Origin of the sequence: Dietzia cercidiphylli (assembly GCF_014145145.1) — a bacterium.
GTDB classification, from domain to species: Bacteria; Actinomycetota; Actinomycetes; order Mycobacteriales; family Mycobacteriaceae; genus Dietzia; species Dietzia natronolimnaea.
The window spans coordinates 1-24040 of sequence record NZ_JAALEA010000460.1 but is presented as its reverse complement, the minus strand read 5'-3'; the positions used below and the strand labels follow the sequence as shown (position 1 = coordinate 24040).

The 24040-nt window shown below is 66.9% G+C and carries 25 protein-coding genes; 21 read left to right on the top strand and 4 right to left on the bottom strand.

Annotated elements, in window-relative coordinates; all coding sequences use genetic code 11:
• Positions 1-234 precede the first annotated feature (234 nt).
• From G6028_RS15550 to G6028_RS15510, 9 genes are all read left to right on the top strand, one after another.
• Positions 235-1725: an SCO6880 family protein gene (locus tag G6028_RS15550; protein WP_338404252.1), complete on the top strand. Its 1491-nt coding sequence runs from the start codon at positions 235-237 to the stop codon at positions 1723-1725.
• Positions 1725-3500: an ATP-binding protein gene (locus tag G6028_RS15545; RefSeq protein WP_241730816.1), complete on the top strand. Its 1776-nt coding sequence runs from the start codon at positions 1725-1727 to the stop codon at positions 3498-3500. Before G6028_RS15550 ends, G6028_RS15545 begins: the two co-directional genes overlap by 1 nt.
• Complete coding sequence (locus G6028_RS15540; RefSeq protein WP_017836505.1) at positions 3497-3739, top strand: transposase; 243 nt, start codon at positions 3497-3499, stop codon at positions 3737-3739. The genes G6028_RS15545 and G6028_RS15540 overlap by 4 nt, the downstream gene beginning before the upstream one ends.
• Before the next feature lie 5 nt (positions 3740-3744).
• Entirely contained in the window at positions 3745-5373 is a 1629-nt protein-coding gene (locus tag G6028_RS15535) for a peptidoglycan DD-metalloendopeptidase family protein (protein WP_194307071.1), read from the top strand.
• An 80-nt stretch (positions 5374-5453) separates the two neighbouring features.
• Positions 5454-5933: a hypothetical protein gene (locus G6028_RS15530; RefSeq protein ID WP_338404251.1), complete on the top strand. Its 480-nt coding sequence runs from the start codon at positions 5454-5456 to the stop codon at positions 5931-5933.
• A 31-nt stretch (positions 5934-5964) separates the two neighbouring features.
• Positions 5965-7695 carry a type IV secretory system conjugative DNA transfer family protein gene (locus G6028_RS15525; protein ID WP_182659409.1) on the top strand — a complete coding sequence of 577 codons (1731 nt, stop codon included), beginning with the start codon at positions 5965-5967 and terminating at the stop codon, positions 7693-7695.
• Positions 7692-8198, top strand: a complete 507-nt coding sequence (locus tag G6028_RS18105; RefSeq protein WP_182659408.1) for a DUF4913 domain-containing protein — start codon at positions 7692-7694, stop codon at positions 8196-8198. Before G6028_RS15525 ends, G6028_RS18105 begins: the two co-directional genes overlap by 4 nt.
• Complete coding sequence (locus tag G6028_RS15515; protein ID WP_182659407.1) at positions 8195-8887, top strand: hypothetical protein; 693 nt, start codon at positions 8195-8197, stop codon at positions 8885-8887. Before G6028_RS18105 ends, G6028_RS15515 begins: the two co-directional genes overlap by 4 nt.
• Entirely contained in the window at positions 8884-9621 is a 738-nt protein-coding gene (locus G6028_RS15510; protein ID WP_182659406.1) for a hypothetical protein, read from the top strand. Before G6028_RS15515 ends, G6028_RS15510 begins: the two co-directional genes overlap by 4 nt.
• A 29-nt stretch (positions 9622-9650) precedes the next feature.
• On the opposite strand, the gene mobF is transcribed toward G6028_RS15510, so the two are convergent.
• Entirely contained in the window at positions 9651-13208 is a 3558-nt protein-coding gene (gene mobF / locus G6028_RS15505) for a MobF family relaxase (RefSeq protein WP_241730818.1), read from the bottom strand.
• A gap of 242 nt (positions 13209-13450) precedes the next feature.
• On the opposite strand from mobF, the gene G6028_RS15500 reads away from it, so the two are divergent.
• The 3 genes from G6028_RS15500 to G6028_RS15490 all read left to right on the top strand — a co-directional run bounded on the left by G6028_RS15500 (position 13451) and on the right by G6028_RS15490 (position 15078).
• On the top strand, positions 13451-13804 hold the full coding sequence (locus G6028_RS15500; RefSeq protein ID WP_182659404.1) for a hypothetical protein: 354 nt from the start codon (positions 13451-13453) through the stop codon (positions 13802-13804).
• A 291-nt stretch (positions 13805-14095) separates the two neighbouring features.
• The gene (locus G6028_RS15495; protein WP_017836479.1) at positions 14096-14695 is read left to right on the top strand and encodes a hypothetical protein; all 600 of its coding nucleotides are present in this window, start codon (positions 14096-14098) and stop codon (positions 14693-14695) included.
• Positions 14696-14790: 95 nt separating this feature from the next.
• Positions 14791-15078: a PLDc N-terminal domain-containing protein gene (locus G6028_RS15490; RefSeq protein ID WP_182659403.1), complete on the top strand. Its 288-nt coding sequence runs from the start codon at positions 14791-14793 to the stop codon at positions 15076-15078.
• Positions 15079-15360: 282 nt separating this feature from the next.
• Here the strand turns inward: G6028_RS15490 and G6028_RS15485 are convergent, their stop codons facing one another.
• The gene (locus G6028_RS15485) at positions 15361-15930 is read right to left on the bottom strand and encodes a DNA-binding protein (protein ID WP_107749286.1); all 570 of its coding nucleotides are present in this window, start codon (positions 15928-15930) and stop codon (positions 15361-15363) included.
• Between the two features lie 398 nt (positions 15931-16328).
• Between G6028_RS15485 and G6028_RS15480 the strand changes: the two genes are divergently transcribed.
• Together G6028_RS15480 and G6028_RS15475 are read left to right on the top strand one after the other, a co-directional pair.
• Positions 16329-16610 carry a type II toxin-antitoxin system Phd/YefM family antitoxin gene (locus G6028_RS15480; RefSeq protein ID WP_069388805.1) on the top strand — a complete coding sequence of 94 codons (282 nt, stop codon included), beginning with the start codon at positions 16329-16331 and terminating at the stop codon, positions 16608-16610.
• Between the two features lies 1 nt (position 16611).
• A complete protein-coding gene (locus G6028_RS15475; RefSeq protein ID WP_017836491.1) occupies positions 16612-16869 on the top strand; it encodes a Txe/YoeB family addiction module toxin in 258 nt (85 codons plus the stop codon).
• Positions 16870-17000: 131 nt separating this feature from the next.
• On the opposite strand, the gene G6028_RS15470 is transcribed toward G6028_RS15475, so the two are convergent.
• Positions 17001-17708, bottom strand: coding sequence for a response regulator transcription factor (locus tag G6028_RS15470; RefSeq protein ID WP_249033657.1), 708 nt, complete (start codon positions 17706-17708; stop codon positions 17001-17003).
• A gap of 130 nt (positions 17709-17838) precedes the next feature.
• On the opposite strand from G6028_RS15470, the gene G6028_RS15465 reads away from it, so the two are divergent.
• From G6028_RS15465 to G6028_RS15440, 6 genes are all read left to right on the top strand, one after another.
• On the top strand, positions 17839-18114 hold the full coding sequence (locus G6028_RS15465; RefSeq protein ID WP_107749285.1) for a WhiB family transcriptional regulator: 276 nt from the start codon (positions 17839-17841) through the stop codon (positions 18112-18114).
• A gap of 593 nt (positions 18115-18707) precedes the next feature.
• Positions 18708-19508 (top strand): DUF2382 domain-containing protein, encoded by an 801-nt coding sequence (locus G6028_RS15460; RefSeq protein ID WP_182659402.1) that lies wholly within the window; start codon positions 18708-18710, stop codon positions 19506-19508.
• Between the two features lie 129 nt (positions 19509-19637).
• A complete protein-coding gene (locus G6028_RS15455; RefSeq protein WP_182659401.1) occupies positions 19638-20309 on the top strand; it encodes an ATP synthase subunit B family protein in 672 nt (223 codons plus the stop codon).
• Positions 20310-20377: 68 nt separating this feature from the next.
• On the top strand, positions 20378-20737 hold the full coding sequence (locus tag G6028_RS15450; RefSeq protein ID WP_241730815.1) for a phage holin family protein: 360 nt from the start codon (positions 20378-20380) through the stop codon (positions 20735-20737).
• A complete protein-coding gene (locus tag G6028_RS15445) occupies positions 20734-21351 on the top strand; it encodes a DUF3618 domain-containing protein (RefSeq protein ID WP_063935705.1) in 618 nt (205 codons plus the stop codon). Before G6028_RS15450 ends, G6028_RS15445 begins: the two co-directional genes overlap by 4 nt.
• Before the next feature lie 124 nt (positions 21352-21475).
• Positions 21476-22282 carry a hypothetical protein gene (locus tag G6028_RS15440; RefSeq protein ID WP_182659400.1) on the top strand — a complete coding sequence of 269 codons (807 nt, stop codon included), beginning with the start codon at positions 21476-21478 and terminating at the stop codon, positions 22280-22282.
• Between the two features lie 97 nt (positions 22283-22379).
• Here G6028_RS15440 and G6028_RS15435 read toward each other — a convergent pair whose 3' ends face one another.
• On the bottom strand, positions 22380-22856 hold the full coding sequence (locus tag G6028_RS15435; protein ID WP_182659399.1) for a BLUF domain-containing protein: 477 nt from the start codon (positions 22854-22856) through the stop codon (positions 22380-22382).
• A gap of 679 nt (positions 22857-23535) precedes the next feature.
• Between G6028_RS15435 and G6028_RS15430 the strand changes: the two genes are divergently transcribed.
• Positions 23536-23868: a histone-like nucleoid-structuring protein Lsr2 gene (locus G6028_RS15430; protein WP_182659398.1), complete on the top strand. Its 333-nt coding sequence runs from the start codon at positions 23536-23538 to the stop codon at positions 23866-23868.
• Positions 23869-24040: the final 172 nt, after the last annotated feature.

The following is a 24040-nucleotide window of genomic DNA, read 5'->3' as shown; positions in this document are numbered from 1 at the left end:
CGGCGCGGCCGCCAAGCCTCAGGGCGGAGTTGCTGGTGCGGTGGCCGGCGCGGGGCGCGGCGCCAGTGCTGTTGCAGGCCTGGCGGGTGCGGGAGTTGGCGCGGTGGCTTCGGCGGCGCATGGCGCAGCACGCATGAGCCAGTCCACCGAGCAGATGCTCGACGGTGCTCTGGCCGCGCACCCGACTCCCCATCACTACCGATAGAAGAGCGCGCAAGGAGACAGCTGGTGTCTATGACAGGCGAGCAGGCGGACCTGCGGCTCTACACGCTGGGCGAGAAGTCGCAGCGCACGGGCATGTTCGGCCTGCCGTTGCGGGCGACGATCATCGCCGGGATCGCGTTCATCGTCGCGATGTTGGTCCTGATGCAGGGCGGGTTGGGCGCGGGGGCGCTCATTGCGGTGCTGGCGGTGGGGTACCTGGCCCCGGCGGTACTGCGTATCGGAAATCGAACTCTCTACGAGGTGGCACAAATGAGATGGCAGTTCTGGCGGGCGCAGGCAGCTGGGTCGACGGTGTACCGGTCCGGGCCCAACTCACGAGTGCCGGGGGGTCGATACCGGCTACCGGGAGCACTGGCCAAGACCGAGCTCCACGTCGGCCGAGACGTGGCCGGCAATGACTTCGCGCTGATCCGAGACCGAGCACTGAACCAGTACACGGTCCTACTCAACGCGTCCTCGCGTGGGCAGGAGCCGCTGACGGTTGCCAACCGCAACGACATGACGGCCGAATGGGGAGCCTGGCTGGCCGACCTCTCGCTCAACGACGACGTGGTGGCCGCCACGGTGACAGTCGAGTCCTACCCGACCACCGGCCAGGACCTCATGGCGGCGGTGAAGAACTCGGTAGACGAGTCCACGCCCGAGATCGCCCGCAGGATTCAGGCCGAATCAGCGGTGGAGTTCGCTCGCGGCAAGCTCGTGACCCGCTCGTGGATCGCGATCACGTTCAAGGCCGCTACAGCGATGCAGCGCAAGGACCCCGAGGCGATGGCCACGGACCTGGGGTTCCGACTTCCGGGCCTGTATCAGCGGCTCGAGTATGCCGGGGTGTCGGCCACGCCGATGAGCCCGGAGGCCGCGGTGGGTCTGGCAATGCGCTGCTATCGCCCAGACCTCGAGGAGGTCATCAACAGGGCACGCCTGGCGTCCGAACCGCTGGGAGTGGACTGGGAGGATGCCGGTCCAGCCACGGCAGTGGCCAAATGGAACCACTACCGGCACGAAGACTGGGTCTCGCGCAGTTTCGAGATGGCCGCCCCGCCGGCAGCAGCCTTCCCGGACCACGTTCTGCGGCCGCTGCTGGAGCCGAAAACGGACATCCCGCGTAAGCGGATCACGCTGGTGTACCGGCCGATCGCCGCCGGTGACGGGCAGCGGCAGGTGGAGAAAGAGCACACTGACGCGGTCAACGCCGCGAACAAGACCCGCTCGATCGGTAAGGCCACGGCGGGCCTACGTCTGGAACGCACCGAGGCCGCCCGGCAAGCGCTGGCCCGAGGTGGGCAGCTGGGGGAGTACTCGCTGCTGGTGACCCTGACCCTGCGGGACACAGAGCTGCTCGACCAAGGGGCGGCGATCATCGGCCAACTTGGCAACCGATCGCAGCTACGGCTGCACTCGACCAACGGCCAGCAGGATGCAGCGTTCGCCGCGGGCCTGGGCCTGGGCGTTCTGCTCGATCAGAAGTCCACGATCTCGAGTTTTGCGAGGGCCGAGTAATGGCGCGCCGGTCGAAGACCCCGATCGGGCCGGCCGAGCTCGAGGAGCTGCACTCGCGCGTCACTGCGGGTGACGCGCCGCCTCCGTGGGTGGTGACTCCGACAGGTCGGGCGTACAAGCGATGGTGCGATGAGCACCCGGAGCGCGCCGAGCAGGTGCGCACCGCGCGACAGGTGCCTCAGGTCCGCTACCGCAAGCCCCGTTTCACCAGTCGATACGGCTCGGTCGACGGTCGCGGGTTCAAGGGCGCGTTCTCGGGCCGTATGGCTGTGGCCTCTGCTCCTGGTGCAACGCAGACCTCGACGAACTACGGCTGTGGGTTCAACCCCTGGGTGGTGGGGGCGACCGCCCCGGCAGTGGGTGTGCCGTTGGGAGTCCACGCCCAAACGGGGCAGGACGTCTCGGGGGACGTGCTGTCGTGGTTCAAGGCGGGGATCATCGGCAACCCCTCGGCCTTTGTGCTGTCGCTACCCGGTCTGGGCAAGTCGACACTCATTCGCAAGCAGTTCATCGGCGCGGTCGCCCAAGGGCATGTGCCGATCGTCGCTGGTGACATCAAGGGCGAGTACGTGGCGGTGACCGACGCGATGGTCACCCCGGCCGGAAAGCGCGGACAGGTGATCCGGCTGGGCCACGGTCACGGGCACCTGAACCCGCTGGCCGCGGGAGCGCTAGGGGAGGCGATCCCGGTGATGCGGGCTCATCTGGAGGAACTGCACGCCCGGGGCGAGGACAACACCAGGCTGGCCGAGGCGATCACCGAGACCGAGGAGTCGGTGCACTCCCGGCAGGTGACGATGGTGATGGCTCTGGCCGAGCTGATCCGCGGCCAGGCCCTGGCCGACTTCGAGGGGTTGGTGATCTCCGCGTCGTTGCGGTCCATGCGAGAGTCCGGGCAGTTCTCGTTCTCCTCGCCACCGCTGTTGCGCGATCTGATCGACTTCATTCGGTCGGGTAGCGACGGGCTACGCCGCGCGCTGTTCGTGGCCGACGAGACCGAGTATCGCCGCACCGTGCAGACCCTCGTACAGACCCTGGAGTCACTGACTGACGGGGTGATGGGACAGGTCTTCGCCGAGCACACCACCACCAAGATCGACCTCGACGCCCCCGCGATCTGTATCGACGTCTCGGCCATCTCGCGCGGTGACCAGTCCCTCAAGGCAGGGGTGTTGCTGGCGTGCTGGTCGGATGCCTACGGGGCGATGGAGGCCGCGCACGTGCTGGCCGACTGCGGCCTGGCCAATCAGCGCTACTTCCTGGCGATCCTGGATGAGATGTGGGCGACCCTCGGAGCCGGCGCGGGGATGGTGCAGCGAGTAGACGAACTCACCAGGCTCAACCGCACCGATGGCACGGGACTGCTGATGATCACCCACACAGGACGCGACCTGGAAACGCTGCCCAATGAGGTCGACGTCAAGACCGCGATGGGGTTCATCGAGCGGGCCGGCATGGTCATCTGTGGCGGTCTGCCCGCCGGAGAGCTGGACCGCCTCAAGGGCGTACTCCAGTTCAGCGATGCGGAAGCGGCCATGATCACCGCGTGGTCCAAGGGCGCTCCGATCGAGCGCACGCAGCTACGCCAAGAGAAGAAGCGTCCGCTGGGCCAGGGCATGTTCATGCTCAAACCGTCCAAAGACGGAACCCACGGGATCCCGATCCACGTGCAGCTGACCCATACCGAGCGGGCGACCAACATCCACGACACCAACACTCGGCTGCGGGAGTTCCTCGACGCCGCGCCCTCGTCCCAGCAGGCGGCGATCGCATGAACGCCTCACCGTACGACGACGCCTTCCGCAACCAGGTCGTAGAGCGGCTGGTCGACCTGGAGCCCGGGTTCCCCTCAACCTCCGCCGCGGCAGAGGTCGTCGCCCGCGAGTTCGGCATCAGCCGCGACTCCGTGCGCCGCTGGGCGGTCGCAGCCGGGGCATGGATGGCCCACAACTCCTCCACCCTGCGGGCACTGCAAGCCGAGAACGCCGCACTGCGGGCACAGCTGGGCCGGTAGTGACGATGCGTCCGGTCAAGCTCGTCGTCGGCCTGGTCATCGGTGTCATCCTGCTGGCGCTGGTGATCGTGGTGATCCTCGGGCCGACCAGTGACGACCGGTGCCTCCCCGACGGCGGCATCACCGGAGGCGGCGGCGTGCCCGCCGGCGAGCTCAGCCTGCCGGTCGCCGAGGGCGACTACGTCGTGTCCTCGACGTATAAGAGCGCGGACCGGCCCGATCACCGGGGCATCGACCTGGCCGCCCCCGATGGCACCCCGATGTACGCGATGGCTGGGGGAGTGGTGACAGCCGCCGGCCCCGCCTCCGGGTTCGGGAACTGGATCATCATCGACCACACGATCGACGGCAAGCCCTACTCGACCGTCTACGGGCACATGTGGGACGACGGGGTCGCAGTGCAAGTGGGCGACACCGTCACCGCAGGACAGCACATCGGCAAAGTGGGCAACAACGGCCAGTCCACCGGCGCGCACCTGCACTTTGAGGTGTGGGAGGGCGGAAGGCTGGCGGGGGGAGGCGAAACCGACCCGCAGCCATGGCTCGACAGGGCAGTCAACCCGGGCTCCGGCGGGAGCGAACCAGACGACCAGGACAGCAGCAGGACCCCGGCCCCGTCCTCGCCGAAGCGGCCAGCTCCGCCGTCTGGCGGGGAGCTGCCCGATTCGGACAAGATCCAGTCCAAGGAGAACCTGCAGGTCGACTCGATCCGCGTCGCCCGGGCCGTCGCACAGCGGTTCCCGTCAGTGCAGACCATCGGTGGTTGGCGCCCGGTCGATGCCTACCCGGACCACCCCTCGGGGCGGGCGGTGGACATCATGATCCCGGACTACGAATCGGGCGAGGGCCGTGAGCTGGGAAATCGCATCAAGAACTACCTGCTCACACACCGCGAGTTCTTCCATCTCGAGTACATGATCTGGCGGCAGATGTACATCCCCGCCGAAGGCCAGCCCAACCAGATGCCGGACCGGGGCACCCCGACCGAGAACCACTTCGACCACGTCCACGTCACCGTCGTCGGCGGCGGGAAGCCGACGGACGACCAGCGCTACGGATCGGCCCCGACCGACGGAGCTGACGACTCCTCGGAGACCAGCGGCGCCGCAGGCGGCGAGGACTGCGCCCCGGACTTTGGGCACCGGAGCCTGAACACCGGTGAGATTCCCGAGGAGCTGCGCAGGTGGATCGACCTGGGCGGCCAGGTGTGCCGCGAGGTCGATTCGCCGCTATTGGCCGGGTTGCTCTACCACGAGTCGGTGGGGTTTCAGGCCACCGCGGTGTCACCGGCCGGCGCCCAGGGCTACGGGCAGTTCATGCCTGGCACGTGGGCATCCAAGGGCGCGAAGGTCGACGACAACGGTCAGGTGGCCGGACCGCCCGGCTCGGGATCCCCGTCCGATCCGGCCGATGCAACGATGGCCGCCGCCCGCTACCTGTGCGAGATCGCCGAGGGCCAGCGAGAGGGCATCGCCTCCGGCCAACTCAGCGGGGATCCGCAGGCACTGATGCTGGCCGGGTACAACGCTGGCCCGGGAGCGGTGCAGCAGTACGGAGGGGTTCCGCCCTACGCCGAGACCCAGAAATACGTGGTCATCGTGCCTCAAGAGGCCGAGCGGTTCGGACGCGCATGAACGAGATGAGGGATCAAGCGATGAGCAGAATGAAACTAGGTCTACTAGCGGCACTAGTGATCGCCGTAGCGGTGGCTGCCGTGGCGGTAGCGATCACGCTGGGCCGCGAGGACGAACCCGGCACCGACGCACACGTGCACATCGACCCGATCACCACGGCAGACGAGGTGGCAGTCGCGGTGATGTCCGGGGTCCACACGTGGACCCCGGCTCAGCAGCAGTCCCCGTGGGATGCGATGCACGCGATCGCCGACCAGCTGACCGGACCGATGGCCACCGCAGCGGCGACTCGTCCCGATCCCGATCCCACGCCCCGGCAGTGGCCGGCCTGGGCCAGGTCCGGTGACCGCGTGATCGGAGCTGCCAGCCTGGCCGGCGAGCAGGACCCGGTCGCAGGCGACGCTGTCACCGCGCAGCGGGTGGTGCAGGTCCAGCAGAAGGTGCTGCACACCGACGGAGCGACCACCCCACTCGAGCAGATCACCGTGACCGTCGAGCTGGAGCTCGCCGGCGACCACTGGAAAGTCTCCGGCTACCAGTACAGATCCGTCGGCGACTAGACCAGCGCGAACACCACATTAAGGAGCAGTCATGGCAGGCAAAGACGTCGCAAGAAAGTCGCAGACGCGCGAACCCGGACCGACAATCGCACTGGCCACCATGGGTCTCATCGCGGCCGCGGTGCTCGGCGTGTGGGCGTGCGTCACACTCGGGGAGAAGCTCACGGCCAGCGGCCAGGACGTCCCCGGCAACCCGGTAGTCGCGGTGATCGACCTGGCGCAAGGACAGATCGAGTGGACCACCGGCGCCACCATCGTCGCGGTCGCCCTGGTGCTCATCGCCGGCGCCCTGCTGGGCGGCGTCGCAGGTGCACTGGGGCGCCGGCAGGCCCGCAAGACTCGCGTGGACGACGTGAGCCAGCACCTCGCCGGCCGCGCGGACGTGAAATCACTGTCTGCCAAGAGCGTGACTCGCGCGAACCTCAGCCGGGGCGAGGCCACCAGCGTCCCCGGGGTGTACATCGGCAAGGAGGTCTCCACCGGGCAAGACCTCTGGGGCGGTTGGGAGGACCTGCACCTGGATCTGTGGGGTCCCAGGCAGGGAAAGACCTCCAGCCGGATCATCCCGATGATCCGGCGAGCGCCGGGCATCTGCATCTCCACCTCATGCAAGCGCGATGTCATCGAGGCGACCATGCCGTTTCGGCAGCAGGTCGGCCGGGTCTGGGTGCTCGACCCGCAGGACAAGGCCGTCGGTCTGGACACCTCGAGGTGGTACTTCGATCCCCTGGACTTCGTGCGCCGCGATCAGTGGTGGGACGGCAATGCCGAGGAGCTCGCCGAGATCTTCAACGCTGCCACCGCCCGCGGGGAGGCCGGCAGTGACCCGAACGCCTACTTCTACAGCCAGGCTGTCGACCTGCTCGCCTCGCTGTTCCTGGCGGCAGCGATGGAGGGACGGCCCATCACCGACGTCTACGGCTGGGTGTCCAACCTGGAGGACTCCACCCCGGTCGAGATCCTCTCGGGCAGTCAATGGGGGCCGCAGGCCGCAGACCTGGCCAGTAAGTACCGCGCCGAGCCCCGCACCCGCTCCAACGTCTTCTCCGCGGCCAAGAACATGATCTCTTGCCTGGGACGACGCCAGATCGTTCGGTGGTTGACCCCGCAGGCCGGCGCAGAGCGATTCGACCCGGTCGCGTTCGCAAGCTCCAACGCCGACACCCTGTATCTGGTCTCCGATGAGGAGAACCCGATCGGTCGGCCGGTGACGTCGATCTTGACCGTGGCCGTGTTCAAGGCCCTGGTCGACCGCGCCGACACCTGCCCTGGCTCGCGTCTGCCGGTCCCCGTGACCGCGGCGCTGGACGAGATCGCCAACATCGTGCGCTGGCCCCGCCTACCCGACTACTACTCCACGTTCGGCTCTCGCGGCATCATCTGCGACACCGTGCTCCAGTCCTACGCCCAGGGCGTCGAGGTCTGGGGGGAGCAGGGCATGAAGAAACTGTGGTCGGCCGCGTCGATCGTGGTCATCGGCCCCGGTCACAAGGACTACCGCTTCCTCGATGAGTTGGCCCACCTCATTGGCACCCACACCGAACAACAGCGGTCGGTCTCCCACGGCGGCGGCGATCGCGGTAGGTCCGTGTCTACACAGATCGTCGAGAGGCAGACCCTCAATGCCGCAGAGCTAGCGGCACTGCCCTTTGGACGAATGATCGTCCTGGCCACCGGCCGTCGGCCGATTCTGGCCCGAATGGTGCGCTGGGATCACCAGGACCTGCCCCCGGCGCCGAAGAACAAGGAGACGGCGGCGTGAGCCACTTATTCGACGAGCAGATCGTCAAGGCGTTCAGCGCCACCATCGGTGAGGTCGCTAAGACCGCGCTGCCCGCAGCAGTACAGGACGTGCTGGCGACACCGCGCCTCGCGGATCACCTCGCTCGCACCATCGAGCGAGAGGTGGAGCAGTTCGCGGAGACCGAACTAGGTGTGCCGCCATCCCTGCGGTTCACGGACGAATTCGCGTTCTTCGACGACTACCTCCGTCTGGCCTACGAGTCGGGAGGGATGAGCCAGAAGTGGTGCTCGCGGTGGTGGGCCCACGGCTCAGTGCGGTTTCGCATCCGCTCGATGTGGCTTGCCTACGAGGCGCTCGCCCGCAAAGACCCGGCCACATGTGACGAGCTGTTTCTTCGCACCATCGGGGACCACCACATGACCCTGCTAACAGGGGAACGTTCCCCGATGCTCGCCTGCGACACCAGCCATCAACCAGGAAAACCACTCAAATCTGATCCAGTCGAAGGAGGCGCATCATGAGCCCCCATCCCAGCGACCCCGTGGTTGCCAATCTGATCCGCCACGCCCGCGTGGGCGCGTCGGTTAGTCCGTACCCGACACGGACACGCTCGATCGGAGAACACTCCGTCCGCCAGCACTCGGTGGGATCTCTGATAGTTGAGACCGCTCGCGCCGATGCAGGGGTGTCCGAGGTGATCGCCCAGGCCCGACGAGAGGTGATCGCCGGCGAACTAGAGCGGCGGAGAATGGTCGAAGCTGCCGACGAGGCCCGCAGACGCGCCGAAGTCGACCGTGCGCAGGCCGAACGCGACCGAGATGAGTCAGTGGATCGTGCCCGTCGACAGGGCGGACCTGACCCCGATTTCCTCACTCTCGCCTTGATCGCCGCGGTGACACTCGAAGTGTCCGACACCGACCTGGTCGGTGTACTCGACGCCGCACTCACCGATACTCCCGATCTATCAGCAGCCGATACCGCCGCACTAGCCGGCGACCGTCGAGTCGGGCTGAGCCCTGATCAACTGTCGGATGAGCTGACCGCTACAGGCGTCTCCCCGTCGGTCGTAGATGGGTTGGTCAGCACAGGAGTTGGGACGACCGCGCCGGCTGAACTGATCATGCAGTCCGAGAGTTCCGCGCAGCAGACCCTTGCCCCCCACACCAGTACCCCAACTATCGAGGCATCTCCGGAGGTCGAGGAACCATGACCGCAAGCGCCTCCAGCTCCGACGAGCTGCACGCATACCTGACTGAGGTGTTGGCGGCAGCGAACTCGCCGTTGACTGTCGTACCGCCGTCCCCAGCCGAGAACCCCTGGAAGATTCACTTTCGAGACTCACGGCTCGACACGACCAGGCACCTCAGGCGCGACCAGCTCCACACGCTGCTCGATACCCGACCGGCCGCTGCAGTCGTCACCGCATTGGAACACTGGTCGGCGGCCCCCGAGATCGTCATGGCCATCACAGATACGCACTTCCGCCCCGATGAGATCCGCATCGGGAATGTCGAGAGTGACGCCCTGTTCCAGGGCGTCATCAACGTGGAATCTGAGCGTGACGAGATGACGATTGCTGTACCAATCGACTCCATCTCACTCGATCCGCCCGAGTTGATCGGACCTAGTGCGCTACAGGCGATTGAGTCCACACTCGATCGCCTCACCGGCACCTCGGTGGACGAACGCCTCGACATGATCACCCCGATAGGCGTCCAGATTTCCACCGGCACGCTCACCCCGCCGGCCTGGTCGCCCCCCGTTGCACCCAGCACCACCTCGCGCCCCAGTGCTGCGAAGGAGGCAGCTACTGCGGTCAGTTCGTTCATCGGGTCCTATCTGACCCATCGGGGACGCCAAGACCCGGCCAGTAGCTCAGGCCCAACCGACTTCACGCCAAGCTCACACCTGAGCCGACAGTCCGACCCCGGGCCACAGTTCTAACGCCGGCTCGAGGGCACCCGGCAGGGTCATCAGAGGTCAGCTGACGAACCCGGCCCCGTAGCCGGACCCCAGTCCACAGACGGTCCGGTCGTCTTCCCGACGGCCGGGCCGTTTGCTCTGTCTGCGGCCCGGTGCGCGAGGTAGGAGGCCGCGAAGGGGTCCAGATCCTCGTCTTCCTGTTCGGGGGTCTCCTGGATGGGCGCGTGGGTAAGTCTGGTGTGCTCGGCCAGGGTTGCGGCTGCGTAGTCGGCCAGCTCGGTGTCCATGCCGGGGTGTCGAGAGGGCAGGGGGGCCAGGTGGCCGAGGTCGGTGTCGGTGTCGACCTCGTAGCCCGATAGCCAGCCGGTGGCCGAGGCGAGCGGGTCGTCCGAGGCGTCGACCTCGTGGTGCCACTGCGCGATCGCGGCGGCGACGTCGACGCCGCGGGCCAACGCGCTATCAACCGCCGAGCGCAGAGGCGCCGCTTCGGCCGCAGGCACCTCACCGACGGTCATGGAGCCCACCAGGTGGGTGGTGTAGTCGCGCACGAGCAGATCGCGGGCGGCGGCGTAGCCGGCGGCCATGCGGTCCGGGTCGTCTGCGGCGGACAGAGCCTCGCGCAGTTGCTCGGTGGCGGTGGTGTGTCCGTCGTCCCGGGCCAGGGCCGCGGTCAGAACGCCGCGGGCTGTGGTGAGCCGGTCGTCGACCTCGGGGGGCAGGTGTGGCTTCTCGGTCTCCACATCCAGGGGAGAGTCTGTGACGGCGTAGGCGTGGTTCTCGGCCCGGCCGCGGGACAGGGCGACATAGAGCCCGCGGCGGTTGGTCGCCTCATCGACGACGGTGCGGGAGACGTCGACGGTGATGCCCTGCGCGCGGTGGATAGTGCTCGCGTAACCCAGCTCGGTACAGCCGGCGACGTAGTCGGCATCGAGGGTGACCCGGCCCCGGTGCCCAAGGTGCCTCACGGTCAGCGACCCGTCGCGGGCGACCTTCTCCACGCGCCAGCGGTCACCGTTCTGCACGCGGGAGCCGGGCCTGGTCCCACCCTTGGTGCGTAGCTCCCCGTTGTTGGTGCGGGTGACGACGATGTCGCCGCGGCCGGCGGTCAGATCGTCGGCCAGGTCGACCAGACGGCGCGCCTGAGCGGCTCCGGTGTCACGGTGACGATTCTGGATCTGGGTGTTGAGCTCACGCACCGTGGCGGTGGTGGAGGCCAGGACGATCCCGTCGCGACCGGCGTCAGTGTCGGCGAAGTGATCGGCCACTGCGGCGGCGATCATCTCCTCACAGTCGCCACCGTGGACCCAGCCTTTGTCGGCGTGGAATTGCAGGGCGCCGGCGTCGCCGGAGCGGATGCCGATGGAGGCGCGGGCCTGCGCGGTGTCGTCGCCGAAGCGGACGACGTCGGTCAGTTCGGGGGCGTTGGTCTCGGAGGCCACCAGGCGCATGAGTCCGCCGGACTCGACGGCGTCGAGCTGCGCGGGATCTCCAACCATGCGCACCACCGCGCCGCGATCGCGGGCGATCTCCACGAGCGCCGCGACGTCCTTGGTGGAGGCCATGGCGGCCTCATCGAGCAGCAGCATCGCACCCGGTTCGATAGCGATCGGCAGCCCTTCGGGGTTACGCGGCGCGTAGCCCATGTACTCCATTTTTCCGCGCCAGCGGTAGGTCAGCGAGGCCAGCGTGCGGCCTTCGGCGCCGATCTCCTCACCGAGAGTGTCGGCGGCGACCGCGGACGGCGCCAGGGCGATGACCTGTCGGCCGGAAGCTTGCCAGGCGGCGGTGACGGCCTTCATGGAGGTGGTCTTGCCCGTGCCGGCGGGACCGACGCCGGCGGCGACGAGCCCGCCGGATAGGCAGAAGTGTTCGGCCAGCGCGCGTTGTCCGGGGTTGAGGACGCGACCACTCGCGGACTCTTGCACGGCGATAACCGCTCGCAGTTGCTCGCCGGTGGTGAACACCGCCACGGGCGTCTGTGCGGCGGCGACGACCTGGCCCTCGGCGTCGAGCATGGCGGTTGAGGTGTGGAGCAGCTCGCCGTGGCGCTCGAGGACACTGAGCCCGTCGGAGTCGCGCCGCAATGCGGTCGGCGCCTCCAGCGTCTCGGGCGTCGACAGGGCCACCGACCCGCGTCCCAGGGCGTGGTCGACCACGGTAGTCACCGCGTGGTCCCGCTCGGTGGGTGAGGTGAACGCGACGTTGGTCAGCTGGGTCTCGACCACGGCCCGCACGTGCGCGTGGGTCCACGTCGCGCGGGCATCGGACACGGCCTCGATGACGCGGGCGGACTCGACCTCGACGGCATCCATCTGCCGCACCGAGGGGTTCATCTCGCGCGCCTGACTGTCCGGAGTTTCGGGGTTCAGTGCACGGGAGACCATAGCGTCGACGGCGGCTTCTGACCCGAGGTGACGGGCGGCCAATCGGCGCCAGGTCGACTGGTGATCGGCCAGCGACCGGGACTCCTGCTTGCCTTCCCGGGTGTCTAGCGTGGCTTGCTGCAGAAGCGCGTACTGGACCGCCTGAGTCGGTGCCCGGCCGTGGGTGGCCCGGTACTCGGCGAGGAGCTCGTCGCGGCGAGCCTCGACCATCTGACGGCGTGAGGAGAACGCCCGGCACAGCGTCTGATCAATGCCGGCGACCTCCCAGACGGGTTGCCTGTCGCGTGTGGGATAGCGGGCCTCGAACGCCACGCCCATCTCCCGGCGAAGGCGATCAACGATCGCCGCGTTGTAGCGCTGGGACGCGGCCACGGCGTGCTTGTGTAGCGCCGCTCCATCGAGGGCGGACCACTTGCCGTCGACGCCCAACACCTTGTTCGACACCGCGCAGTGGGTGTGGAGGTTCGGGTCGCCGGCGCGGGTGTCGTAGTGGTCGAACTGAGCCACGATCAGACCGTGGGTGTCGATCTGCCGCTCGCTGCGATCACCGCGGCGGGTGAAGGCGGCCTCGCGCTCGATCCACGCCAGGGAGTCGTTGACGCACTCGCGGTGGATGCGTTCGATCTCCCGCCGAGTGTCGGTGTCCGCCAGGGCCCACAGGGTGCTGACGGACTTCTGCGGAGTGAACACCAGATCCATGCCGGCGACCGGCTGACGCACGTTGCTGCGCTGCGCGGCGGCCCAGGACAGCAGCTCCCGCTCCGTGGGTGGCTGGTGTCCGAACTTGGCGCGGTAGTGCTTGTCTGCCAGCGTCCGCCAGAGGTCCGAGGTGGTGGCCTTGTCGATCGTGTGGCCCTCCTCGGCCAGCTCCCGGAGCGTGGACTTGTACTCCTCCACGAGCGGGATCTCGTTCTTGAACTCGGGGAACTTCCGACCGAGCGCGGTCTCTTTGAGGTCGGTGCCGGCCTCGAGCATCTGGTCGGTGTTGGGGTGCCGGCCCTCGCCGAACAGCGCCTTCATCTGCTCCTCGGACACCGTGCCGGACACCGGGCTGATCTCTGAGAGGGCTTCCAAGCCAGCGCCGTGCCAGCGGCCGGGAGGGGTGCCGTTGGCGGTGTAGTAGTCGGTCAGCTCCTGGCCACGTTCGCGCAGCCGGTCAGCAGTAGCTACCTGACGTGTCAGGTAGCTGTAGCCGTCCCCGGCGTGCAGCACGTGGAGGGTCATCACGACGCCCACTCTAACCCCACGTCAGCGCCCGGTCACGGACGAAGTCTGAAAATCAGCAAGAGGTGTGTGGGTTCTCGGGGGCTGAGGGAAGCGAAGTACAAGCGTGGAACGAAGTGACACGTCCGGATGGGGCACTGGTGGGGGACCGGGGGCATAGCAGGCTCTGGTGTGCGATCGTCGGCAGCATTAGAGTTGGGTGGCGAGAACAGGCCCAGCTCGACTACAGGGAAGCGACTACCGTGGCTAAGACCTCCGACAAGACCAGCGCCCGCAACCGCGCCAGGCAGGCGCTCGCCGAGAAGCAGCGCAAGCGCCGGGAGCGCGACGAGCGCATCGAGGCAGCGGCCACCCGCTATTTCACCGCCGCCGACGCGATCGCCAAGGCTCGCCTCGATGCCGGAGAGGCGATCAAGGCTCTCATCGACGAGGGCGAACCGCGCGGCGAGATCGCCGAACTCCTCGGCATCTCCACTCGCGACATCAAGACGACCCTCGACACACTGGGTGACGACCGACAGGAGCAGGTTGCCTCGGCGCAGGACACGCACGATGAGGCCCCGGCGGAGGCCACTGGGGACCGCAACGTGGCGTGAGCGCCTCGGGCCCGATCGCCCTGCCGGGGTCGAAGGATGGACTCCTGCCCCGCTGCGACAGTGTCTTTACCCCTCGGCGCCTCGGGCAGGGCGGGGGAGTCTAAGCGGGGAGCTGTTACCGGGCCTGCTCCACAACGCGCTCTTTAGAGTGCGCCCGGCGTCTTGCCGCCGGGCGCACCCACCAGCGGACACTGCGCAACCGTGCGGGCCCGGCCATCGCCGACGCTGTCGTAGCTGACACCTATCCTCGCCCCACCCGGTAACAGTTCCCTCAACACCCTCGAGGCCCCGATGACCGCAGCACTGTTCCCTCTACCGGCCGCACCGGACACGCAGCAGCTCTCTCTGCTCGGCGATCCCCGGCCGGTGCGCACCCCGGCGACACTGTGGCGCATCTGGCTCACCGACCCCGCCACCCGGCAACGGTTTGAGAACAAGCGCTACCGCCGCGGCCCCGACCAGTGCTGGCCCTGGATCGGCGCGATCTCCTCCACCGGACACGGTTCCTTCCGCGCCGCCAGCCTGCCTGGGCTCTCCCGCCGCGGCACCGTCCCCGCGCACCTGTACGCCTACCAACTCGCGCACGGCATCATCGACCGACTCGGCTGGAGCGCCCTGACCGACCCCATCCTGTGCCACCGCTGCGACTACGCCGGCTGCACCAACCCGAACCATCTACGGCTAGGCACCGCCGGCGACAACCGCGCCGACTACCTCACGCGACGACACAGCGCGAACAGTCCCCTCGGTGACACCCGCGGTCCAGCCGGCCTCTCCCGCGCAATCGCAGAGGCGATCCGCACCGCAATCGCCGCAGACGAGCCAGCGCACACTATTGATCACCGCATCGACGACGCCATCGCCACCGGGCAACCGTGGAGCCTCTGGTAGTCCGCCAACTGACCTACGGGGAGGCCAACTCCAGGACGATGGGTACGACACCGAGTGACAACCGGTGATCCACCGACCCCTACCGAGGATCAACAATGCCCGTTCTCCCACTTGCCACCACCACGCTTCCGCAAGACGCCTCGCAGATCACCATTCCGGCGGCGTACGACATCGCATGGAGCGCGGCGATGGTAAGCGTGATCGTCCTGGATGTCCTCGCCCTCATTCACCTGGCAAGACACCGACGGACTACATATGACTGGGCCTGGGCGCTCGTCATCCTCGCACTCCCGCTTCTCGGAGTGCTCCTGTACGCGCTACTCGGTCCTCGCCGCCGCAGCAGCGACAACACCGTCCGCGACACGGTCACCTCGCCCCGGTGATCGACAAGGCCGTAGCACCATCCAGTAAAAGCACCCCACCGCAATAGCGACCGGCACCCGATCATCCCCTGGGCGGCCGGGCGGCTTGGGCCGCACCGCACGCGCACACCGCATGGCACGTCTCATCGCCGAACGAACCGGGGCGACCGTGTGACCGGCGACCAGGAACATCCGACCACCCCGGTCCGCCGGGGGAGCGGCGCCCTCCGAGCCTGATCCTGCCCCCACCTATGGCTGCCACTTCTCGGCACTCGGGGCCGCTTGGTGGGGAGCCAGCTGCGCTCACGGCTTAGGGGCCGGGCCTGCCTCGCGAGGTCCATCACGTAGTGAGTCCAACACTTCACGCAGCGTGTCCGAGGTCGCCTCGGCGCGTACCCGGGCCCGATCGGCCTCCTCGGCCTTGGCGCGCGCGAGGCTGGCGTCCTGGCGCACTGTCTCGAGCTGGCCACGCAGCTGCTCGAGCTCGGCCCGCAACGCCTTGACCTCTTCGGCTGCGCCATCGAGCGCGACGACAACCTCGTCTTTCTCCGCGACAGCGCGCTCCGCCGCGGTCAAAGCGTCAGCCTCGCCCGCGCGCGCGGCATCGAGTGCCACCGCGGTCGCCTCATCCGCCTGCTCCGCGGCCCGCTTCCACGCCGCGGCCCACACCGATTGCACCATCGCCGACATCGCCTCCGACAGGTCCGGAGCCTCTGGCACATCACCGGTGGCCGCGGCCGCGTGCTCACGCATCCACGCGGCCACCTCGCCGATCCGCACCCCCGCTTCGCGCTGCACGCTGCGGACAGTGATCTTGTCTCCCCGCGCGACAAGCACCCCATACGCCCTGGCGATCTTCTCCGACGTCGACATCGCACTCTCCCCACACTCGGTAACAGGTAACCGGTATCGTTTCTTGTTACCTATGTTACCCCACGCACGTCCGCCGGGATAGCGGCACGCACTCTTGCGCTGAAATCCGGCCCGAGACTCCTCCTCGACACACTCTTCCCGGCCGCCGAGCCGCGCCCCACCGCGAGAGAGGCGGCAGCGGGGCCCTCCTGCCCGCTCTGCGGCTAGGGCCGACGCGCCCATGCCGGGGGCGAGCTCGCTGCCGGATTCGGTATCGCAATGCCCGCCACGCGTCGGCACCCCGACGGCGCACCAACAGCCCGCGGATCGGCCCTTCGGGAGTAGCGCCGTCAGCTGCGAGGGAAGCGATTGCGTCGCACGCTCGCGCTACGTACACTTTTACGTACAGGAGGTTCGACATGAAGACCATGAGTTACACCGAGTCCCGGGCGCGCTACGCCGAGGTCCTCGACGGAGTCACCAACGACCGCGAGGAGGTTGTCATCACCCGTGCCGGTCACGAACCCGTGGTGATGGTCTCCCTCGACGATTACGAGTCCCTGCGCGAGACCGCCCACCTGATGCGATCCCCGGCCAACGCCCGTCGGCTCCTGGATGCGATGGAAAGGCTCGAGGATGGCCGTGGCCAGGCTCGCGACCTGCTCGACGCCGAGGCTAGCGACCTGCTTGGCGCGGACTGACGTGCTGCTGGTCTGGGACGACAACGCCTGGCAGGACTACCTCTGGTGGCAACAACAGGACCGCAAGATCCTCAAACGGATCAACCTGCTCCTGCAGGACATCACCCGCAACGGCAATGAAGGAATCGGCAAACCCGAACCCCTCAAATACGACTTCGCCGGCTACTGGTCCAGACGCATCACCGACGAACACCGACTCGTCTACAAAGTGACCGAAACGGAAGTCCGTATCGCCACCTGCCGCTACCACTACGGGTAACGCACCCGACCCAGCCGGAAACGCACGTCTCCATCGACCTGGCAAGTGCAGGTAGACAGCCCAATGTGCCGGGATCGTGGGCCCTCCTACATCCGGGTCATCATCGTCCACTAGATCCCCGGGGCTGCCGATTAGGCCTGAGCGCGCTGGGGCGTGCTGATGCTGTTCGGTGAGCTTGGCGGGATGGTGTGCGTGGGGAGTCCGCTTGGGGCTCGTCGGTCGGGCTTGAGTCCGTGCTCGATTCCCCACGCCACGGCCTGGGCCCGGGTGCTCACGCCCATTTTCCGATATGCGGACCGGATGAAGGTTTTGATCGAATTGGTCGACAGGTAGCACTGCGCGGCGATGTCCTTGTTGGATAGTCCCTGGACAATGAGACCGATCACTTCCGCCTCCCTGGGAGACAGGCCCGCCTCTTTGGCCGGCCACTGGTCCGATCGCATCACCGATAGGCCGGGTCCGACCATGGTCACCCGCTGACCTGCGGCGATGTTCTCGATTCCCTCAACCAGCTCGAGCGCTGACAGGGACTTCGCCAAGAATCCATGGGCTCCTTGGGCCAGGCTGTCATCGATCGCCCGTTCATCCACGGCGAAGGAGTAGACGGCAACCGACCCGATCAACGGGTCCTGCAGTAGCGATTCCAGGCGCGCGTGCTTGCCCACCGGTGCGGCGAAAGTGTCATAGAGCGCGACGTCCACGGGGGCCGATCCACTGGTGACGGTGTGCCGTTCGACAACTTCAACTCGGTCCGCATACGGCGCCAGCAGTGCGTTAACTCCCGCCACTACGACGAGATAGTCGTTGACCACAGTCACCCTGATCGCTTTGCCGCTCACCGTGGTAATCGTAGGCGCAGGTGGACCCCTCTCCACTTCACCCCTGAGGGTGAAGCCATGGCCGCTGTGGCCCGAGAGAATGAGATGTCCACTTGGCGCGCGATGCTTGACGAAGGGCAGGAAATATCTGTTGACCCACATCATCGCCACGGCTCTCGATGACCGGTGGGCATGGGCCGATCGCGGTAACTGCCAAGGGCAGGCAGAGCTGTTCTATAACGACGAGCAGGACCTCAAAGGGGTTCGGCGCCGTAAAGAGGAGGCAGCCAAAGTCCTCTGCGAGCAATGCCCGGTGATAGTGGAATGCCGCCAGTACGCGATGAAGGCGCGGGAGCTCTACGGCGTCTGGGGAGGCCTGACCGAAATGGAACGCCACAAGCTGGCAGGCCGCCTGCGCTCCGGCTGACCCTTCTTCCGCGCCGCATTCCTTGCACCCGCGTCCCGACAGTTCTGCCCTGCCAGAGCTGTTCCTCTCGCCTTGCGGGGATCTACTTCACTGACGACGCAGGAAGCGTTCTCGGACTCCAGGGAACAATGTTCCCAGCAACTGGGGTTCGATAAGACTTGCCGGCTCCGGCAAGAGTAGGTGTCTAATACCTCTAGGAAACGGCCTGCGAACGTCTGGAGCAAGGAACCTGGGCGTCTCCACCCTGCACCAGGCTCGGTCCCGTCCTTTCTGCAGGCCAATGGCGATCCCCTGGCTGACCGGTCTTCGTCCACCATGCCTCCCCACCGATCGGCGGCGCTTGCACCACGACGCCCAAAAATGGCATCGGATCGGCGGCGACAACGAGACCGTCGGCGATCACGTCCACCGTGTCTGATGGCGGAAAATCTCGGCATCGAAGTCACCCAACCGCCCCACTACAGCGTCACCCTTAAGGGTGAAGAACTGCCCGCGGGGGACCGAGATAATAGGGGGTGAAGACAACGATCGGATAGTTAGGTGCCGGTTCGTGGTCGAGGTCGCTTTGTTCCCTACTGCAAGGAGTTCGAAACATGACCGACAATTCGTTTGATCGTCTGGCTAATGCCACTGTTTACGACAATTCCGGAGACAAGATCGGCAAGCTCGGGATGTTGTATGTCGACAATGACAGCGGCCAGCCCTCGTTCGCCACCGTTTCCACGGGTCTGTTCGGGATGTCGGAGAGCTTCGTGCCGCTTCAGGGCGCGCAACTGGGTGACGACGAAGTGCGGGTGGCGTACACCAAGGATCAGGTCAAGGACGCTCCCCGTATCGATGCCGGTGGAGATCTTTCTCCGGCTGAAGAGGACCGGCTCTACAGCCACTACGGACTCACCGGCGGTGGGGCGGCCACCGGCCGTACCGACCGCGCGACGGTGTCTGATGATGACGTCGATGCCCGCGTGAAGGCTGGCACCACCGGGCAGTCGCGTGAGGGTGGCCATGAGGCCACCGACACCGTGACCGCGCACGAGGAGCGCCTCAACGTCGGCACGCGCACCGAGGAGACCGGCCGGGTGCGGCTGCGCAAGTACACGACCACGGAGACCGAGAACGTCGAGGTTCCCGTCTCCAAGGAAAAGCTCGTCGTCGAGCGCGAGGACGCCGGCGGCACGGTCCGCAAGGGTGGCCTCGACGAGGTCAGTGACGGTGAGCACGTCGAGGAGATCACTCTTCGTGAAGAGCGTCCGGTGGTGGAGAAGGAGACGGTCGAGCGCGAGCGCCTTCGTGTGGGCAAGGAAAAGGTCACCGACACCGAGACCGTGTCGGAGGAGGTCCGCACCGAGCACATCGACATCGACGGTGACACCGACCAGACCACGCGGCGCTAGCCCGACTCAGGCCCTGTGACAGGCGCCGCCCGGCACCCAGCCAGCGGCGCCTGTCAGGCCAATAACGACGTGCACGTCACCACCAAGCTCGCCGGGTAGGCGAGCCGACTCGCAAGAAGGGCACCGACGATGACATCGAACTCACAGGGCGCCGACTCACCCCCCGACGCCGCTCGCGAGCAGGCCTCCCAGATCACCGATCAGGCCAAGGGCGCCGCCGGGCAGATGGCGGGCACCGCCCGCCAGGAAGCGTCCCAGGTCACCAACGAAGCACGTGATCATGCCAAGTCCCTGGCCTCCTCGGCACGCGATGAGGCCCTGTCCCAGGCTGCCACCCAGCAGCAGCGCTTGGCCGAGCAGGCCCGTGTGGCCACCGATGATCTCCAGCGCCTGGCCCGCGGCGAACAGCCGGAATCGGACCTGGTGGGTCAGGTCATCTCCACCGTGGCCGATCGCGCCCACCAGCTCACCTCCGCGCTGGAGACCAAGTCGCCCGAGGATCTGTTGACGGGCGTGCGCCGTTTCGCCGCCCGGCGCCCCGGCACCTTTCTGGCCGTGGCCGCTGGTGTCGGCCTGGTTGCCGGGCGCCTGACCCGGGGGCTGGCCGACAGTGACGATGCTCCCGCGGCCGCCACCTCACCGGATGTCCCGACCCCTGCGCATCCAATGCCGGCCCCGGCCGACCCCACGTTCGACTTTCCCGAGCGCGTGGACCCCGTCCCTGCCATCGATCCGCTCAGCACTCCGCTGTTCGGGCAGGGCCCCAGCGGCGCCGACACCATCGATCCGGGTGGCCGTTGATGACCGGGTCCTCGCCAGTTCCCGAACCCGAAGCCGAGCAAAGGGCCCGCAGCGAGTCGCTGGGGGAGATGTTCTCCAGCTTCGCCGACAACCTCTCCACCCTGGTCCGTAAAGAAATCGAGCTCGCCAAAGCCGAAGCCACCCAATCCGCTAAACAGGCCGGCGCCGGGGTGGGGATGCTCGCCGGGGCAGCACTTGGCGGGTTCTTCGTCCTGATGTTTCTCTCCCTTGCTCTGGCGTGGGCGCTGGGCAACGTCATGGACCTGGGGTGGGCCGCCCTGATCGTGGCCCTGTGTTGGGCCGTTATCGCTGCCGTGCTCGCGGTGCTGGGCAGGGCGCGAATGACCAAGGTCAAGGGGTTGCCCCAGACCCAACGGACCATGCAAGAGATTCCGCCCACCCTCAACCCCAGCAAGGAGACGCCATGAGTACCCCCGAGGAGATTCGGGCCGACATCGAGCGCACCCGCGCCGATCTGGGCCACGATGTGGACGCGCTGGCCGAGAAAGTGGACCCCGCCAAGGCCGCCAGCCGTCAGACCGACAAGGTCAAAGACCGGTTCAGCAGCATCCGGGAGTCTGTGATGGGCGCCGTGGACCACACCGCGTCCTCGGGCCAGGACACCGCGGCCCAGGCGCGGGACCAGGCTTCGGTTCTGGCCTCGGAGGCTGGGCACGCTGCCAAGCAAGCGCCCACCCAGATCAAGAACCGCACTCGCGGCAATCCGCTCGCCGCGGGCCTGATCGCCCTGGGCGCCGGATGGCTTCTCGGGTCCCTGCTACCGGCCAGTGACGCTGAGAAGAACGCGGCCACCACCGTGAAAGACGGGGCCGAACCGCTGGTCGATGAGGTCAAGGGCGTGGCTCAGGACATGACCGAGAGCCTTAAACCGCAGGCCCAGGACGCGGCCGAATCACTCAAGGACACCGCTAGCGCAGCGGCGGAGACGGTCACCAGCGAAGGCAAGCACCACGCCTCCGAGCTCAAGCAGAACTCCCAGCAGGCCGCGCAGAACGTCAAGGACCACGCGCAGGACTCCTAAAGCTCGAACCAACCGACACACCGGAAAAAAGGGGGCGCGGGGATCGAGGCTCGCCAGCAGCCAACTCGATCCCCGCGCCCGCCTATCCAGCCGACAAGGTTCAACCCTCAAAGGAGCTCTACCCATGACCTCTGCAGACGATCGAGAGGACGCCAGAGCCGGCCGCGGCCGGACCCCGGACACCACCGGACCCCACCGGCGGTCAGAAACAGCGGGATTCGCCGCCGGGCACGGCCCCACGCACGGCTCATCTGCGCCACTGGCCCCCGAGCAGCACGACGACACCGCGCGAGATTCTCTCATCGGCACCGATCGAGGCCACCGCACCGCCAACACGTCGTGGGGTGCGATCTTCGCCGGCACCGTGACGTTTCTGGCCATCCTGGTGGTCTTCGCCCTGGCCAGTGCCGCACTGGGCCTATCAGAGGCCAGCAGTATTGCCGTGAGCATCTGGGGCGTGGTGGCGCTGGTGGTAGCGCTCGCCGTCGCCGGGTACATCGCCGGTGCCCTGGCCGTGCGCAGTGGCCTGCTCCACGGGCTGGTGACCTGGGCCACCTCACTGGTAGCGATGCTGGTGCTGGTCGGATGGCTGGGCACGAGCATCCTGGGCACCATCGGGGGAGCGCTCGGCACCCTCGCCCAGACCGCGGGCAGCGCGACCACCATCTCCGCCGACCAGGCCAGCCAGGCGGCGCAGAACGCCGACATCGACCAGCAGGATGTCGACCAAGTACAGCAGCAAGCCGACCAGGCCGCCCAGGACGCACAAAACCAGTTCGAGCAGAACCGCGACGAGATAGCGACCGGGGCGTGGTGGGCCGTAGGCGGCCTACTGCTCGGCGCCCTCGTCACCGCACTGGGCGGCGCCGCCGGTGCCCGAAGCACCCACACCACACGCGCAGACGACTACCGCAGCACCAGAGGCCGATAACACGCCACTTATCGGTGACCGACCAGGTGACCACCACAATCCAGTGGTGGTCACCTGGCTGTCGGTATGACCCGGGCCGATCGATTGCCCGTTGAGCTCAGGATGGGACGGCGCGCTGGCCGGCCTTGAACCAGACAGAGAAGTCCTCTGCGGCCTGCCGGACCATGTCGTAGTCGGCCCCACTGGTGAGATCCGTGAAGCTATCTCTGAGCCCCTCGATCCCGGTTGGCCGCGTGTCCTTGGGGATGGCGAACCCCATTTTCCAGTCTGCGAAACTGCGCTCAGCTACCCGTTCGACCACAAGCACCCGCACACGGCTATGCCTGTCATCGCACGAGATGCGGTCCATGAGCGCATCCACTTCCAAAGCGGGGCCCTCGAGGAACTGAATAAAAACATTGCCCCTATACAGGAGCAGTCCGGTTATCCCGGCGTCCAGATTCCGTCTCCTGGAGGTGAACAAAATCGATTCGAGATCGTCGGGAAGCATCTTTCGCGTGGCCACACTGGTGTACACCAGATACTTCAGCTCGCCCGACTGAGATGTGCTGGCGGCGTCATTGTTCACAGTCATTGTCGACCCCGATCTCCCGCAGTGGCGAAGAACAGTGCATCGAGGCACGCCATCGATTCCTCCAAACTGCTGGCCTCGCCCCGCAGTGTCGACATACTGTCGAATGATCTGAAACCGCCATCGGGGCCCTTGTCGATGTAACCAACGAAATTCCCCCGATAGTTTCCAACGTAGAACGCCTCTTCCACCTGCGACCAGCGGACCGCCCGAGGGCCCTCGTCGACGACCTGACTCCTCGCCACCTTCTCGTTCGTTGCGTGCACGCGGCGACCACGGGCCCGCACACCGGGGCATTGCGCAAGTAGCCCCACCCTTGATGCCCGCCACAGTTAAGCGCGCGCGGCCACAGCACCTAAACCGCGCACTGGCGACGATCACGGCGCAGCAGTCAAGCGCGACCTGACTGTGCCAAAAGAAATCCGCCAGTGCCACCGCAAACGAACCCAAAAGGCCAGAAAACTAGGACGAATTACGGCTGGCCCAAGACGAGCTGGACCAGCATGCATTCGCCCGGAGGCGATACGCAAGCACGGACGAGCCCCCGACAACTGCCGCCACCGCCTTCCTGAGGCCCCGCCGATAACCGAGGCACCAGGGCGAAGTGATGCCTCTCATGATGACGGGCATGACTTCTCCACCGTAGGCATACTTGATAGAGCAGCAAACAGAAGGGGTAACCATGGTTCAGCAATTCCAGGTGCACTACATCGACGACCTCGACGGGACCGACCTCGGCGAGACGTCGAACACCATCTCCTTTGTCTTTGACGGCAAGGAATACTCCATCGACCTGAGCGACGATAATGCCGAGGCGTTTCGCCAGGTCGTAGCGCCGTACATTGAGGCCGGCCATCGGGTAACCGGAAACAGGACCAGAACTGCCCGCAAGGCCACGACCACGTCCGGGAACACCAGAGCGATTCGAGACTGGGCCCGCGCCAATGGTTACGACGTCTCAGACCGCGGACGCATCCCCGCCAACGTGATGCAGGCCTACGCAGCGGCAAACTAGCTCGACAGCCGGGCTCCAACCACGCGAGAACCAGCCCTGCCGCAACAGGCGCATGGCCGGCCATGGGTGGTTGACCCGTGCGGAAAACGCTCTGACCAGCGGCAAAGTTAACGCCGATAATTATCGTTATGACAAGTAAAAGCTGCTGAGTTGTAGATCCTGCGAACTCGAC

Excerpts from the sequence above, each read along its gene's own strand:
- G6028_RS15550 (WP_338404252.1), top strand. The coding sequence starts at position 235 with ATGACAGGCGAGCAGGCGGACCTGCGGCTCTACACGCTGGGCGAGAAG.
- G6028_RS15545 (WP_241730816.1), top strand. The coding sequence starts at position 1,725 with ATGGCGCGCCGGTCGAAGACCCCGATCGGGCCGGCCGAGCTCGAGGAG.
- G6028_RS15540 (WP_017836505.1), top strand. The coding sequence starts at position 3,497 with ATGAACGCCTCACCGTACGACGACGCCTTCCGCAACCAGGTCGTAGAG.
- G6028_RS15535 (WP_194307071.1), top strand. The coding sequence starts at position 3,745 with ATGCGTCCGGTCAAGCTCGTCGTCGGCCTGGTCATCGGTGTCATCCTG.
- G6028_RS15525 (WP_182659409.1), top strand. The coding sequence starts at position 5,965 with ATGGCAGGCAAAGACGTCGCAAGAAAGTCGCAGACGCGCGAACCCGGA.
- G6028_RS15515 (WP_182659407.1), top strand. The coding sequence starts at position 8,195 with ATGAGCCCCCATCCCAGCGACCCCGTGGTTGCCAATCTGATCCGCCAC.
- G6028_RS15510 (WP_182659406.1), top strand. The coding sequence starts at position 8,884 with ATGACCGCAAGCGCCTCCAGCTCCGACGAGCTGCACGCATACCTGACT.
- mobF (WP_241730818.1), bottom strand. The coding sequence starts at position 13,208 with ATGACCCTCCACGTGCTGCACGCCGGGGACGGCTACAGCTACCTGACA.
- G6028_RS15495 (WP_017836479.1), top strand. The coding sequence starts at position 14,096 with ATGACCGCAGCACTGTTCCCTCTACCGGCCGCACCGGACACGCAGCAG.
- G6028_RS15490 (WP_182659403.1), top strand. The coding sequence starts at position 14,791 with ATGCCCGTTCTCCCACTTGCCACCACCACGCTTCCGCAAGACGCCTCG.
- G6028_RS15485 (WP_107749286.1), bottom strand. The coding sequence starts at position 15,930 with ATGTCGACGTCGGAGAAGATCGCCAGGGCGTATGGGGTGCTTGTCGCG.
- G6028_RS15480 (WP_069388805.1), top strand. The coding sequence starts at position 16,329 with ATGAAGACCATGAGTTACACCGAGTCCCGGGCGCGCTACGCCGAGGTC.
- G6028_RS15460 (WP_182659402.1), top strand. The coding sequence starts at position 18,708 with ATGACCGACAATTCGTTTGATCGTCTGGCTAATGCCACTGTTTACGAC.
- G6028_RS15455 (WP_182659401.1), top strand. The coding sequence starts at position 19,638 with ATGACATCGAACTCACAGGGCGCCGACTCACCCCCCGACGCCGCTCGC.
- G6028_RS15450 (WP_241730815.1), top strand. The coding sequence starts at position 20,378 with ATGTTCTCCAGCTTCGCCGACAACCTCTCCACCCTGGTCCGTAAAGAA.
- G6028_RS15445 (WP_063935705.1), top strand. The coding sequence starts at position 20,734 with ATGAGTACCCCCGAGGAGATTCGGGCCGACATCGAGCGCACCCGCGCC.
- G6028_RS15440 (WP_182659400.1), top strand. The coding sequence starts at position 21,476 with ATGACCTCTGCAGACGATCGAGAGGACGCCAGAGCCGGCCGCGGCCGG.
- G6028_RS15435 (WP_182659399.1), bottom strand. The coding sequence starts at position 22,856 with ATGACTGTGAACAATGACGCCGCCAGCACATCTCAGTCGGGCGAGCTG.
- G6028_RS15430 (WP_182659398.1), top strand. The coding sequence starts at position 23,536 with ATGGTTCAGCAATTCCAGGTGCACTACATCGACGACCTCGACGGGACC.